The sequence below is a fragment of the Vibrio splendidus 12E03 genome (assembly GCF_000272105.2).
Lineage (GTDB): Bacteria > Pseudomonadota > Gammaproteobacteria > Enterobacterales > Vibrionaceae > Vibrio > Vibrio splendidus_I.
The window spans coordinates 1-13,762 of sequence record NZ_AJZD02000102.1 but is presented as its reverse complement, the minus strand read 5'-3'; the positions used below and the strand labels follow the sequence as shown (position 1 = coordinate 13,762).

The 13,762-nt window shown below is 45.8% G+C and carries 12 protein-coding genes; 2 read left to right on the top strand and 10 right to left on the bottom strand.

Going from position 1 to position 13,762, the window contains the following annotated elements; translation table 11 throughout:
- A partial coding sequence (locus A142_RS08855; RefSeq protein ID WP_032545578.1) for a signal recognition particle receptor subunit alpha occupies window positions 1-308 on the bottom strand: 308 nt, incomplete at its 3' end.
- Window positions 309-508: 200 nt separating this feature from the next.
- On the opposite strand from A142_RS08855, the gene A142_RS08850 reads away from it, so the two are divergent.
- Window positions 509-1,303: a cytochrome C assembly family protein gene (locus A142_RS08850; RefSeq protein ID WP_019825854.1), complete on the top strand. Its 795-nt coding sequence runs from the start codon at window positions 509-511 to the stop codon at window positions 1,301-1,303.
- 127 nt (window positions 1,304-1,430) lie between these two features.
- A complete protein-coding gene (locus A142_RS08845) occupies window positions 1,431-2,702 on the top strand; it encodes an HlyC/CorC family transporter (protein ID WP_019825852.1) in 1,272 nt (423 codons plus the stop codon).
- Between the two features lie 111 nt (window positions 2,703-2,813).
- Here A142_RS08845 and luxS read toward each other — a convergent pair whose 3' ends face one another.
- The 9 genes from luxS to A142_RS08800 all read right to left on the bottom strand — a co-directional run bounded on the left by luxS (window position 2,814) and on the right by A142_RS08800 (window position 13,359).
- Window positions 2,814-3,332 carry an S-ribosylhomocysteine lyase gene (gene luxS / locus A142_RS08840; protein WP_019825850.1) on the bottom strand — a complete coding sequence of 173 codons (519 nt, stop codon included), beginning with the start codon at window positions 3,330-3,332 and terminating at the stop codon, window positions 2,814-2,816.
- Window positions 3,333-3,356: 24 nt separating this feature from the next.
- On the bottom strand, window positions 3,357-4,007 hold the full coding sequence (locus tag A142_RS08835) for a hypothetical protein (protein ID WP_029405685.1): 651 nt from the start codon (window positions 4,005-4,007) through the stop codon (window positions 3,357-3,359).
- A 10-nt stretch (window positions 4,008-4,017) separates the two neighbouring features.
- Window positions 4,018-5,586, bottom strand: coding sequence for a glutamate--cysteine ligase (gene gshA / locus A142_RS08830; protein ID WP_029405684.1), 1,569 nt, complete (start codon window positions 5,584-5,586; stop codon window positions 4,018-4,020).
- A gap of 99 nt (window positions 5,587-5,685) precedes the next feature.
- Window positions 5,686-8,544, bottom strand: coding sequence for a M16 family metallopeptidase (locus A142_RS08825; RefSeq protein ID WP_019825847.1), 2,859 nt, complete (start codon window positions 8,542-8,544; stop codon window positions 5,686-5,688).
- A 9-nt stretch (window positions 8,545-8,553) separates the two neighbouring features.
- On the bottom strand, window positions 8,554-9,015 hold the full coding sequence (locus A142_RS08820; protein WP_017059555.1) for a YqaA family protein: 462 nt from the start codon (window positions 9,013-9,015) through the stop codon (window positions 8,554-8,556).
- A 6-nt stretch (window positions 9,016-9,021) separates the two neighbouring features.
- Window positions 9,022-9,975, bottom strand: coding sequence for an NADP-dependent oxidoreductase (locus A142_RS08815; RefSeq protein WP_029405683.1), 954 nt, complete (start codon window positions 9,973-9,975; stop codon window positions 9,022-9,024).
- A 170-nt stretch (window positions 9,976-10,145) separates the two neighbouring features.
- A complete protein-coding gene (locus A142_RS08810; RefSeq protein ID WP_019825842.1) occupies window positions 10,146-11,276 on the bottom strand; it encodes a sodium ion-translocating decarboxylase subunit beta in 1,131 nt (376 codons plus the stop codon).
- A 9-nt stretch (window positions 11,277-11,285) separates the two neighbouring features.
- Window positions 11,286-13,070: a sodium-extruding oxaloacetate decarboxylase subunit alpha gene (gene oadA / locus A142_RS08805; RefSeq protein ID WP_029405682.1), complete on the bottom strand. Its 1,785-nt coding sequence runs from the start codon at window positions 13,068-13,070 to the stop codon at window positions 11,286-11,288.
- Window positions 13,071-13,101: 31 nt separating this feature from the next.
- Window positions 13,102-13,359 carry an oxaloacetate decarboxylase subunit gamma gene (locus tag A142_RS08800; RefSeq protein ID WP_004741884.1) on the bottom strand — a complete coding sequence of 86 codons (258 nt, stop codon included), beginning with the start codon at window positions 13,357-13,359 and terminating at the stop codon, window positions 13,102-13,104.
- Between the last annotated feature and the right edge of the window lie 403 nt (window positions 13,360-13,762).

Genomic DNA, 13,762 nt, shown 5'->3' with positions numbered 1-13,762 from the left:
ATAACGGCTGGCGGCTGCGCTGCTAGGTTAAGAGCCTCGTTAGACTCACCCATCACCGCTTCAAGTTCAGCTTGAACGATCTTAATGAACTCTTGACCAGGCGTTAGAGATTTAGAAACCTCAACACCCACAGCGCCTTCTTTTACGCGCTTAACAAAATCGCGGACAACTGGCAGAGCAACGTCGGCTTCAAGTAGCGCCATACGTACTTCACGCAGCGTCTCTTTAATATTGTCTTCGGTCAGACGACCTTTACCGCTGATGTTCTTCAGCGTTTTGGATAGACGATCCGTTAAATTATCAAACATAGTTTTCTCTTCGCTCAAAACTGCGACTATTACTGTGAGTATACATTAGCGCGGATTAGAGTCATACCCGTTGTAGAGCGTTAATCATCCGTGCTTGTGATGTGAGACATTATTCACTTGGAATTGAATGAGGTTCGCCATAGCCCCAAAGAGCGATGCGAGGTATAATTCGCCAATTAGTAATCATTTAAATGGATACCATGGACAGTCTTATTGCGATCGCAGCAGCCTTTCTTTATACAATGGCGATTTCCACGATCATTCCAGGTCTCGTGCACCAAACAGGAATCCGTGTAAAAACGGTGTTTATCAGCGCATTACTTGCTCTAGCTTTCCATGCTTGGTTGCTTGGTGATTTGATTTTTAATGCCAGTGGTCAAAACCTCAGTATCTTGAACGTTGCTTCATTAATCAGTTTAATCATATCTGTGGTTATGAGCGGCGCTATGCTCAAAACTCGTTTGTGGTTTATCTTGCCCGTCGTTTATAGCTTCGCGGCACTGAACTTGATGGCTGCTACTTTTCTTCCAAGCACCTTCATCAAACATCTAGAGAATGATCCAAAACTTCTCGTGCACATCTCTTTGGCTCTATTCTCATACGCAACACTGACTATCGGTGCGCTATACGCTCTGCAACTCGCGTGGCTAGATCACAAACTTAAAAAGAAAAAAGCCTTAGTGATAAACCCTAACCTACCTCCTTTAATGATGGTGGAGAGACAGCTTTTCAAGATCATTCTGATTGGTAATGGCTTATTAACGGGTACTTTGTTGACAGGCCTTATCTTCGTACAAGATATGTTTGCTCAAGGAAAAGCGCACAAGGCTGTGTTGTCTTTTATCGCTTGGGTTATCTACTCCATCCTTCTATGGGGTCACTATCAGAAAGGTTGGCGTGGACAAAAAGTCACTTGGTTCGCACTGGCCGGTGCCAGCATGCTCACATTAGCCTACTTCGGTAGCCGCTTCGTTCAGGAAATTATCCTGAACTAGTCTGAAAAATAAAGGCAAGGTCTCACACACCTTGCCTTTAAAATATTGAGTCCGTTAGATTCAATTGACATCTCGACCATGTTCGGTCATAAATTAATCAAGATACACAAATAGGAAAAGAATAGTTTTGGACGACATATCAACGGGTATCTTATTTGCGCTACTCGCGTGTCTCATTGTAATTTCTGGTTATTTCTCTGGTTCCGAAACGGGCATGATGTCCTTGAACCGCTACCGTTTAAAGCACTTGGCCAATACGGGTCATAAAGGTGCCAAACGTGTAGAAAAACTTCTGAACCGCCCAGACAGATTGATTGGCCTCATTCTCATCGGCAACAATCTCGTCAACATTCTTGCATCTGCGATCGCTACTATTCTTGGTATGCGCATCTACGGGGACATCGGTGTGGCTATCGCTACTGGTACCCTGACTCTCGTGATCCTCGTATTCGCCGAGGTAACACCAAAAACCATCGCTTCTCTATTTCCTGAACGTGTCTCTTACGCGAGTAGTATCCTTTTGATGATACTGATGAAGGTGCTGTCACCATTGGTGATCTTAGTGAACTTCATTACCAACGGCTTCATTCGTATCTTAGGCGTCAAAGCCAGCCATGATGCAACCGACCACTTGAGCTCAGAAGAGCTTAGAACCGTGGTAAATGAAGCAGGTAGCCTAATCCCTCAACGTCACCAAGATATGTTGGTCTCTATTCTGGACTTGGAACATGTCACCGTGAACGACATCATGGTGCCTCGTAATGAAATCACCGGCATCGACATCAATGATGATTGGAAATCGATTGTTCGCCAACTGACCCACTCTCCTCATGGTCGTGTGGTGCTGTACCGTGACCAAATAGATGAAGTGGTTGGTATGCTTAGGTTGCGTGAAGCTTATCGCTTAATGCTTGAAAAGAATGAATTCAATAAAGAGACCCTGCTGCGCGCGGCAGATGAGATCTACTTTATTCCTGAAGCGACGCCACTTAACATTCAACTGCTGAAGTTTCAGCGCAATAAACAGCGCATTGGTTTGATTGTTGATGAATATGGTGACATCAACGGCTTGGTTACCTTGGAAGATATTTTGGAAGAAATCGTTGGTGAGTTTACTACTTCAATTGCACCAAGCTTATCTGAAGAGATCACGCCGCAAAGCGATGGCAGCTTCTTAATTGAAGGCAGCGCCAATATCCGAGATATCAACAAAGGCTTACAGTGGGCATTGCCTACCGATGGCCCAAGAACGCTGAATGGTTTGATATTGGAGCACCTTGAAGATATTCCAGAGAGTCACCTCAGTGTTCAGGTTGCCAGTCACCCAATGGAAATTGTCGAACTCGAAGAGAACCGCATCAAGCTGGTACGAGTGTTTCCGCAAATCGTTAACGGGTAACAGTCCAAGATAGTATTTTGGTATTAAGTCATTACAGAAAAAACGGAAAGGCCCGGTTCATTGAACCGGGCCTTTTTATATCTAACTCACCACACTCAAGGTGAAAAATGATTAGTCGATTTTAAGCTCTTGCAGCATAGACTCAGGCAGTGCCAACTCATCATTCTTGTTTACAGAAATACCTGCAGCGATGATCGCATTCGCGATCTCTTTCGCTTCATCTAATGAGTGCATTGCTGCGGTACCACATTGGTATTCGTTCAGCTCAGGGATCTTATTCTGGCTCTCAACTTTCAGTACGTCTTGCATCGCTGCTAACCAACCGTCAGCTACTTGTTGCTCTGTAGGCGTACCAATCAGGCTCATATAGAAACCTGTACGACAACCCATCGGTGAGATATCGATGATCTCTACATCTGAACCATTCAATTGATTACGCATGAAACCTGCGTATAGATGCTCTAGAGTATGGATACCTTTCTCAGATAGGATGTCTTTGTTTGGCGCAGTAAAACGCAGGTCAAACACAGTGATGGTATCCCCTTTTGGGGTTTGCATTGTTTTAGCAACACGAACTGCGGGTGCGTTCATGCGTGTGTGATCAACAGTGAAACTATCTAATAAAGGCATTGCTATTCTCCGTGACGGTTGGCGTTAGAAAAACCAACTTCGATTGTCTTCTAGTTCTTTGCGGCACTGCTTAAGTTGCCATCCATAATCTTTTGCTTGCTGTTCAACTTTGCGCGCCACCTTAATTAGCGATGGCTTGCTGTTGTATGACTTACGCTTATAACCACCACGGCCTTCATGATAAGCCAAGTATTGGTTATATGGGTCCCACAGTGAGATGCCCAATTGACGACGCGTCTCGCTGGTATACCAACCGATGAACATCAATGCATCATCAAAGTTGGTTCTTGAGCCACCGTTATTGGTCGCCTTTTGGAAGTCTTCCCAAGCAGGATCTTGAGCTTGTGCATAACCGTAGGCACTGCTTACACGGCCCCACGGTATAAAGCCAAGAATGTAATCTTTAGGTGGGCGCGCATCATGACGATAACTACTCTCTTGTTTCACAAAAGCCATCGCAACGTTAATCGGCGTGCCCCACTCTTCTTGCATATCCAAGGCATCTTCATACCATGAAGGGTGCTCTCGAAAGATGCTACACAAATTATCTTGCTGCTTTGGCGGTGGCGTTGCACATCCAACCAATAGGCTAGAGACAACACCAACAGTCACTACAGGTAACCATTGACTACTCACACGAGTAGGCTGACCTAATAAGGCTTGCTTCCTTTCCACCAAAGTCTCGCTATGCTTTTAAATACGAAAAATAATCCGCTAAGAAGCTATCAAAATCTTGAGTGCTTGCTTCTTCACTTTGTTGCTGAGCAGTCACAGAGCGTTGAACTTCTGCTTCCATCAACTCAGCTGAATATACTTTGTATTGGTGTGCTTTGTGCTGCTCTGCATACGTTTTACCTAACGTACAGCCCACTTTACCTAAGCCACCTAACTTCTTAGTCTCTTCTAGCAACTGGCCAGAAATGGTCAGCTCTGGGTTATCAATCCAAGCTTCAAGCGTATCGCAGGTTTCTTGATATGTACGACCACCTTGTTCAGCGTCCATCATCTCGGCAATAGAGCGTAGGTCTTTAAAGACACGCTTCGCCCAATCTTGCAGAGACAATCGCTCACCATGACAACCGATTTGCAGCTCTAAACCAACCTGACGACCTTCTAAGATCACCTTGTTCCAGTTATCGCGCCAGCACTCAAGTTCACAGTTATCCATCTCGGCAGAGTCTGTTAGTACACTCCACGTAAGGAATAGGTCCAAGAAGCGAACTTGCTGCTCATTGATACCAATTGAGCTGAATGGATTTACGTCTAAAGAACGAACCTCAATGTACTCAACACCAGCACGAGCGAGCGCTTCAGATGGTTTCTCACCACTCTTCGCCACACGCTTAGGACGGATTGGAGCATACAGCTCATTCTCAATTTGCAGTACGTTTGTATTCAACTGACGGTATTCACCATCAACCTTAGTCCCAATCTCAGCGAATTCTTCTGATGGTGTGCGAATCGCTTGATTCAAACCTTCAAGGTATTGGTCTAGGCTGTTGAAACCAATCTTCAATACGCTTTGCGCACTATTAGTGTAACCAAGATCGCTCAAGCGCAGTGCCGTTGCTTTTGGTAGATACAGTGTCTCGCCAATCTTTTCAAAAGGCAGACTTGTCTCCCTTCCTTTGATGAAAGAAGAACATAGCGCAGGTGAAGCACCGAAGAAGTATGGGATTAACCAACCAAAGCGGTAGTAGTTACGAATCAAACCGAAGTAAGCATCTGACTTAGATTCACAACGCGCTTCTTCTGTTTGCTCTCCAAACAGGCTATCCCAAAAGCTTTCTGGGAAAGAGAAGTTGAAATGAACACCAGAGATAATCTGCATCAAGCTACCGTAACGACGTTTTAGGCCTTCACGATATAGCGTCTTCATCTTACCGTTGTTAGAGGTGCCGTATTGCGCTAGTTGAATGTAATCTTCACTGCCAACGTAACAAGGCATAGAAAGCGGCCATAGCTTTTCGCCGTCTAACTTGGTTTGCGTGAAGTGATGGATATCAGACAACTGATTCAAAAGCGTCGGAACATCGTTAGAAACAGGCGTGATAAATTCCAGTAGCGACTCAGAGAAATCGGTCGTTACCCATTCGTTCATCAACGCAGATCCCAAAGCCTCAGGGTGCGGCCCAGTAGCAAGGTGCCCATCTTCCGTGTAGCGTAATGTTTCCCTTTCAACACCACGACCGAATTGAGAGAAGGTCTTAGGGTTGGTTGCAACTTGCTTTAGTCGCGCAGCAAAATCAGTCAAAATTCAGTTCACTTATCTTATATTGTTCTGATTAGAACTATCATAAATTAGGTTGGAGGAGAAAAGTAGAGTCTCTTCCCTCCCCCTTTAATGTGTACTCTAACGAATGATTTCAAGCTCTTCTATTGGAATATCTAACTTTTCTAATTGCGGGCGAAGCGAAGTCGCGTCACCAACAACGATTATTTGATAATCATTCGGGTCGAACCATTTCTTCGATAGCTCGTTTAAGGTTTCTTTTGAAACCGTTTCAACTATCTGATTACGCTGTTGTAGGTAATCTTCATCAAGGCTCAATGCGACAATATTACTCAACAACCCAGCCTTTTGACTTGGCGTTTCGTATTTAAGCGCATCTTGTTGACCGACGGCGAGGCGCATAAATTTCACCTCTTCGTCAGTTAATCCACTTTGACTAAACTCGTTCAACTCATTAATAAACTCTTGAATCGATGGAACCGTCGCATTCGCCCTTACCTGCGCGCTAAATACCACTGCGCCAGTTTCTCTAGTACTTGCGAAGTAACCGCTTGCACCGTAAGTGTAGGCCTTGTCTTCACGCAGGTTCTGGTTGATACGGCTATTGAAGTTACCCGCTAAGTTAAAGTTAGCTAACTGGCTCAAATACAATTCACCCGTCGCATCAAATGGCAGGCCTTTACGCACCAAGCGAACAATGCTTTGCGGCGCACCCGGTTTGTCGACCAAATACAGGTGCTGACCTGAAAGCTCTTTGACGATCTGTGGACGCGTTAGTGGTGCCGCATCGCCTTGCCACTGTTCAAAGAATTGTAGCTGTTTCCCTACCTCTTTCTTCGAGATGTCTCCCACAACAACAATATTGGCACCTTCTGGTGTGTAATGTTGCGCATAGAATTTTTTCACATCGTCTAAGGTCAATTTCGATAGAGATTCCTTAGTACCATCACTTGCACGAGCAAAAATACTGTCACCAAACAGCACTTCACGGGTTGCTTGAGAAGCCATCCAGCTTGGCTGCTGATGCTGATAGACAACGCCTTCTAGCATCTGTTTCTTAACGCGCTCGAAATCTTGCTCATCGAACTTAGGATCGAATAGAACCTCTTGCACAATCGCTAAGGTTTGAGGCAAATTTTTCTCTAGCGTCGAGACTGAAATATCTGTGGTATAGCTGCCCGCACTAATGCTCACGCTGCTACCAAGTTTATCTAAGGTCGCTTGTAACTCTTCAACGGTTCGTTTGGTTGAGCCTTCTTCCATCATCGAAGCCGTTAGGTTTGCTAGGCCTTCTTGCCCTTTGCGAACATAACGCTCGCCAGCTGGAAGTTGAATCTGTAGTTGTACTGTCGGTGTTTCGCTGGTCACAGTACCAATCAAGTCCGTGCCATTTGCAAAGTGCATGCGGTACAACTCAGGCATGGTCGCCTCAACACCAAAGTTCACTTCTGGCATCACACTGCGATCAAATGTGTTCGGTGCCTTTCTGAAATCCAGTTGGTCTTCCGTCACCTTGCTGTATTCAGGAAGGGTACGTGCAGGTGTGGTAAAGGTAGCCTCACGAACCGCTAAGTCGAGTTTTTTCTTAGGAACCACACTCAACGTAACCTTGTGCTTGCCTTCGATGAAATTTTGGTATGCCTTGCTTACGCTTTCTGGAGTAACCGCTCGAATTTGATCGAGTTGTGATTCAATGCGATCCGGCTGACCATAGAAGGTTTGGTTAGACGCAAGCTGTGAAACCTTGCCTTTAACACTTTGCAGTGCAAAAACTGCATCCGCTTCTGCCATACCAGTGATCTGATCTAAACGCGCTTGTTCAACGCCCTCTTTCGAGAATTGATCTAAGGTATCCATCAGCTCTTTGTTTAGAACCGTCAAATCACCTTTTTCACCTGAATTACCCATCGCATACACGTACATGGTACAAGCAAGCTCAGCACAATCATGGAAAGAGCCAGCGCTGACGGCCTTCTGCGTTTTTACGAGGTTTTGATATAAGTAACTGTTGGTACCTGAACCTAACACGTTAGACAATGCATTCAGTGAAGCTTGCGTCTCTTCACCGCGATACGTTGTTGGCCAACCCACCAGCACCATCGGCTGACGAATATTGTCTTCTAAGGTGATGTATTTATCTTCTGTTAGAACAGCAGGTTGCTTCTCTGCCGCCTTCACTTCAGGACCTTGAGGGATTGGGCCAAAGTACTTGTTAACCCACTCTAGCGTGTCATCAACGTCGATATCACCACCAATCGTTAACACGGCATTGTTTGGACCGTACCAACGCAGGAAGAACGCTTTAAGATCATTCACGTCAACACGGTCAAGATCTTCAACATAGCCGATTGGTTGCCAAGAGTAAGGGTGACCTTCAGGGTAAAGCGCTTCGCCCATGCGTTCCCACATCAAGCCGTAAGGACGATTTTCGTAGCTCTGCGCTCGCTCGTTCTTGACCGTGCCTCTTTGCACCTCAAATTTCTTCTGAGAAACTGCATCCAACAAGAAGCCCATTCGGTCAGATTCTAACCACAGCATTTTTTCAAGTTGGTTAGAAGGAACAGTTTCAAAGTAGTTGGTGCGGTCACGGTTGGTCGTGCCGTTTAACGAACCACCCGCTTCGGTAATGATCTTAAAGTGCTGTTGGTCACCAACGTTCTCAGAACCCTGGAACATCATGTGCTCAAAGAAGTGAGCAAAGCCCGACTTACCAATCTCTTCACGTGCTGAACCGACGTGATAAGTTACATCAACATGCACCAACGGATCGGAATCATCAGGGGAAAGAATAACTGTCAGGCCGTTTTCAAGCTGATACTTGGTGTAAGGAATCACCACTTTATCTTTAGAAGGCTTAACCTCTTCTAACAGAGTGACACCTTCAGGTAACGAGGAAAAGAAGGGCGTTGAGCTAGGTACATTGTAAGAACAGCCAGCAATGGCGATAAGAGAAAATGTACCAAGTAAAACCTTTTTCATAGGTTCTCCTTAGAAAAAACCGAAGTAGATAGCAGCAAGTAAGCTATAGCGAGCAGCTTTGCCAATCGCTATCAAAATAACGCTAGGGATGAATTTCATTCTTAGCCAACCCGCGGCTAGACACAAAGGGTCACCAATGATCGGTAACCAACTAAATAACAGTGTCCAGTAACCATAACGGCTCAGCCAAGCCATAGCCTTATGACCATGCTTTTCAGATTGAGTTCGATTAGGCAACCACAAACCAATCCAATAGTTAGTCAGGCCGCCTAAGGTGTTGCCTAATGTCGCCACCAAAATGATAGATGAGGTTGAAAACTGATCTAAGCTCAAAGCCGCCACAAGGCTAGCTTCCGAACCACCGGGTAGTAACGTGGCACTCAAGAAGCCACTGATGAAGAGTACCCACAGCGCTGAGTCCGAGAACCACAGCGCAATATTTTCAAAAAGGGAGTTAAAGAATTCTAGCACTGCATATCAACTTTCTTGCATTTTAAGTAGCACCTTGCCTCTGGTGTGTCCGGTTTCAACCTGCAGATGAGCCGACTGCGCCTCGTCTAACTGGTAGATACCTTGAACTTCTGTTTTGAGCAATCCGACACTAACCATGTACAGCATAGTGTCCATTTGCTCAGGGTTTGGCTCAACCAACATACCTGATGCCGTAAAGCCCAATAGTGTTGCTTTCTCACAGATAAGTTCTGCAGATAAGGTTGGCACTGTCACTACTCGCGCACCATCTTTTAGACACTTCAATGCGTCAAGAGCGGTATCGCCACCGACCAAATCAATCAATACATCAACATCAGAAACTCGCTCCGATGCTGGTGCAAACTTATAGTTAATCGCATGAGCGCCTAGCGTTGCAAGATAATCGAGGTTAGCTTCGCTGCAGGTGGTGTAAACCTCGGCTTTTGCTGCCACTGCAATTTGAACTGCAAGGTGACCCACGCCGCCCGCGCCCGCTAAAATAAGCACGCGATCGCCTTCTTTCACTTCGGCTTTATTAAGTGCTTGTGCTGCGGTTTGGCTAGCAAGTGGTAATGCCGCTGCCGCTTCTAAGGTGACAGAATCAGGAACCATGCTGAGTGCCGCTTCTGGAACACATACATATTGGCTGTAGCCGCCACCTTGCAGTGGGAAACCAATAAAGCCTGCCACGTTATCACCAACGGTAAAACGTTCAGCTTGATCGCCTAGCGTGACAATTTGACCGGAAATATCGTATCCCGGCACCCAAGGGAGGTTGTCTTTGTTTTGTGCTGCTGCCCAACCAAGGCCAGCTCGGGTTTTCACATCAATCGGATTAATGCCCGAAAAGGAAACTTTAACCACCACTTCTCCAGCCTTAGGCTCAGGAATCGCACTGGTTTGAATACTAAGGTTTTCGACGCCGCCGAATTGAGTAATCGCAATCTGTTTATTTTCCATTTCCACATTTCCTTGATTGATAAAAGCCCTAGTGAGCAAGCACCCTAATTAATAAAAAGAAAGGGATGCGAAAGCATCCCTTTGACTATAAACCATTTAATAAGGCTAAGTTAACCGCTCATTCGTAAATTGACGACCAATTAACGTAACGATACATGACCAGTAATCCATTAACCGACTAGCGCTAATAGAATACCCGCCGCAACCGCACTACCAAGTACACCGGCTACGTTCGGGCCCATCGCATGCATCAACAAGAAGTTCTGAGGGTTTGCCTCAAGACCTACCTTGTTCACAACACGTGCCGCCATTGGAACCGCTGATACACCAGCTGCACCAATCAATGGGTTGATGTCCTCTTTCGAGAAGCGGTTTAGAACCTTCGCCATCAATACACCACCCGCAGTACCAATACTGAACGCGACCGCACCTAAGCCAAGAATACCCAGTGTCTCTAAGTTCAAGAAAGTATCCGCTTGAAGCTTAGAACCAACACCGAGGCCAAGGAAAATAGTCACAACGTTAATCAGTTCGTTTTGCGCTGTTTTCGATAAGCGATCAACCACACCCGCTTCACGCATCAAGTTACCCAGACAGAACATACCCACTAGAGGTGTTGCTGAAGGTAGGAACAAAATCGTCATCAGCAGTACAGCAAGCGGGAAGAGGATCTTCTCTGCTTTACTAACGTGACGAAGTTGAGCCATCTTAATCTTACGCTCTTCAGGAGACGTTAACGCTTTCATGATTGGCGGCTGAATAATAGGAACCAATGCCATGTAGCTATACGCCGCTACTGCAATCGCACCTAAAAGATCAGGAGAGAGCTTACTCGCTAAGAAGATCGCGGTTGGGCCATCGGCACCACCAATGATCGCAATAGAAGAAGCGTCGGCCATCGAGAATTCCATGCCTGGAACATAGTTCAGCAAGATCGCGCCAAAAAGCGTTGCGAAGATACCAAACTGAGCCGCAGCCCCTAGCCACAATGTTTTAGGGTTCGCAATCAACGCACCGAAGTCCGTCATCGCACCAACACCCATAAAGATCAGCAGTGGGAAAATACCCGTTTCAATACCAATGTAATAAACGTAGTACAGCAAACCACCAGGATCAGTAAACCCAGCATTTGGAATGTTTGCTAATACAGCACCAAAACCAATAGGTAGCAGAAGTAACGGTTCAAATCCTTTGCGAATTGCCAAAAACAACAATAAGCAACCAACCAACATCATACAGATCTGGCCGAACTCAAAGTTCGCAATCCCTGTTTCAGACCATAAGGTCATCAATCCTTCCATGGTACTCCCTTACGCTAAGCTTAGTAGTGGAGCGCCTACAGTAACTGCATCGCCTTCTTTAACATTCAGTTCTTGAACGATACCACCACGAGCAGCACGAACTTCCGTTTCCATCTTCATCGCTTCTAGGATAAGTAGAACGTCGCCTTCAGCAACCTCAGCACCCGCCTGAACGTTAACTTTAAAGATGTTGCCCGCCAATGGAGCAGGAACCGCTTCAGCGTCAGAAGCTGCTACAGGTGCAGCCTGAGCCGCTTGAGCAGGTTTTGCTGATGGCGCAACAGATGTTAGTTCACCTTGTGGGCCAACCTCGACATCGTAAACTTGACCATCCACCTTCACGCTGTAGCTTTCGATGCCACCAGACACAGGAGCCGGAGCTGCAGCAACTGGAGTCGCAACTTCTACCGTTGGTGCTGGTTCAAATGCTTCAGGGTTACGACGGTTCTTAAGAAACTTAAGACCCACTTGTGGGAAGAGTGCGTAAGTCAGGACATCGTCTACTGTATCTTCAGCTAGAGAAATCCCTTCTGATTTCGCTTTCTCTAAAAGATCCGTAGTCAGCGTATCCATTTCTGACTTGAGCAAGTCAGCAGGGCGACAAGTGATTGGCTCTGCACCATCCAGAACTTTCGCTTGCAGTTCAGCATCTACTTCCGCAGGTGCTTGGCCGTATTCGCCTTTCAGCAGACCAGCAGTTTCTTTGGTGATGCTCTTATAGCGCTCACCCGTTAGCACGTTGATAACCGCTTGAGTACCGACAATTTGAGAAGTTGGTGTTACCAAAGGAATGTAACCAAGCTCTTTACGTACGCGTGGGATCTCTTCTAGAACTTCATCCATACGATCGGCTGCGCCTTGCTCTTTAAGCTGGCCTTCCATGTTAGTTAACATGCCGCCAGGAACTTGAGCGATCAGGATGCGAGAATCGACGCCTTTTAGCTGACCTTCCCATTTCGCGTACTTCTTACGTACATCACGGAAGTAAGCTGCGATTGGTTCGATTTGGTCTAGTTTGAGATTCGTGTCGCGCTCTGTACCTTCTAACATCGCAACAACCGTTTCAGTTGGCGTATGGCCGTAAGTACAGCTCATTGAAGAGATAGCGGTGTCTAGAATGTCGATACCCGCTTCAACGGCTTTAACCGCTGTTGCAGTCGATAGACCGGTTGTCGCGTGACTATGCAGCGCTAGAGGAACGTCACACGATGCTTTGATACGTGTAATTAACTCTTCCGCTTCATAAGGCTTTAATAAGCCTGACATATCTTTGATACATAGTGAGTGACAACCTAGGTCCTCTAGACGCTTAGCCAAATCAACCCAAGTATCTGAGTTGTGGACCGGACTGGTTGTGTAAGACAACGTACCTTGAGCGTGGCCACCAACGTCGATCGTTGCTTTCACTGCTTTTTCAAAGTTACGTACGTCATTCATCGCATCAAAGATACGGAATACGTCCATGCCGTTTTTATGGGCACGTTCAACAAATTTTTCAACTACATCATCCGCGTAATGACGGTAGCCCAATAGGTTTTGACCACGCAGTAGCATCTGCATTGGTGTGTTTGGCATCGCTTTTTTCAGCTCACGCAAACGCTCCCATGGATCCTCGCCAAGAAAACGGATACACGAATCAAACGTCGCGCCGCCCCAAGTCTCAAGTGACCAGTAACCGACTTTATCCAGTTCTGCCGCAATTGGCAGCATATCTTCGATACGCATACGAGTAGCAAATAGTGACTGGTGCGCGTCACGAAGTACCACATCAGTGATAGCTAGTGGTTTAGACATGCTCATAAACTCCTTTTTAATCCTTTAAATGCTACTTAGCAGTAGACGCACGGTATTGATGAACCGCGGCCGAAATTGCTGCCACTACCTGTGGACTAACAGCTGAAGGGTTTGATTGTGATTTTTGAATTTTTTTAGGTGCTGCGATCGGCTCAGGTACTTCTTCTGGTACCAGTTTTGACATCAACCGAACGAGGTAAACTAGAATAGTTAGGAAAATAAAGACAACGGACATCCCCGTTATCATTAGAGTCGCCGCATCTCCTAGCAGGCTTCCAATATTAGTCATGTTGCTTCCTTTCTTCGTCATCCTGACATACGTACAGGATTTCAGCGAATAGTGATCCCGACCCATGGATTATCTCGATTGGTAAAAGTTTGTCAATTTTGTTTAAGGTTCTGTTACGGATAACGCACACATAAGGTTAATTATTCGCCTATCAGATCACATAAATCTGTCAAATACGTCATTTTTAGATATTTAAACTGTGACTTAAACGGGACTTTTCTGGGAATTGATATGAGAAAGGTGGAATAACAAAGAAGTAATCAAGAACCACTTTAAATACAACAAGTTAAACAACGAACAAATTTAACATTATCGCAACAAATTTACAGCAGACATAAAAAAACCTCGTATAAACGAGGCTTTTTTTAATAATGTGGCGCGCTCTGGAGGATTCGAACCTCCG

Excerpts from the sequence above, each read along its gene's own strand:
- luxS (WP_019825850.1), bottom strand. The coding sequence starts at position 3,332 with ATGCCTTTATTAGATAGTTTCACTGTTGATCACACACGCATGAACGCA.
- oadA (WP_029405682.1), bottom strand. The coding sequence starts at position 13,070 with ATGTCTAAACCACTAGCTATCACTGATGTGGTACTTCGTGACGCGCAC.
- A142_RS08810 (WP_019825842.1), bottom strand. The coding sequence starts at position 11,276 with ATGGAAGGATTGATGACCTTATGGTCTGAAACAGGGATTGCGAACTTT.
- A142_RS08815 (WP_029405683.1), bottom strand. The coding sequence starts at position 9,975 with ATGGAAAATAAACAGATTGCGATTACTCAATTCGGCGGCGTCGAAAAC.
- A142_RS08825 (WP_019825847.1), bottom strand. The coding sequence starts at position 8,544 with ATGAAAAAGGTTTTACTTGGTACATTTTCTCTTATCGCCATTGCTGGC.
- A142_RS08850 (WP_019825854.1), top strand. The coding sequence starts at position 509 with ATGGACAGTCTTATTGCGATCGCAGCAGCCTTTCTTTATACAATGGCG.
- A142_RS08800 (WP_004741884.1), bottom strand. The coding sequence starts at position 13,359 with ATGACTAATATTGGAAGCCTGCTAGGAGATGCGGCGACTCTAATGATA.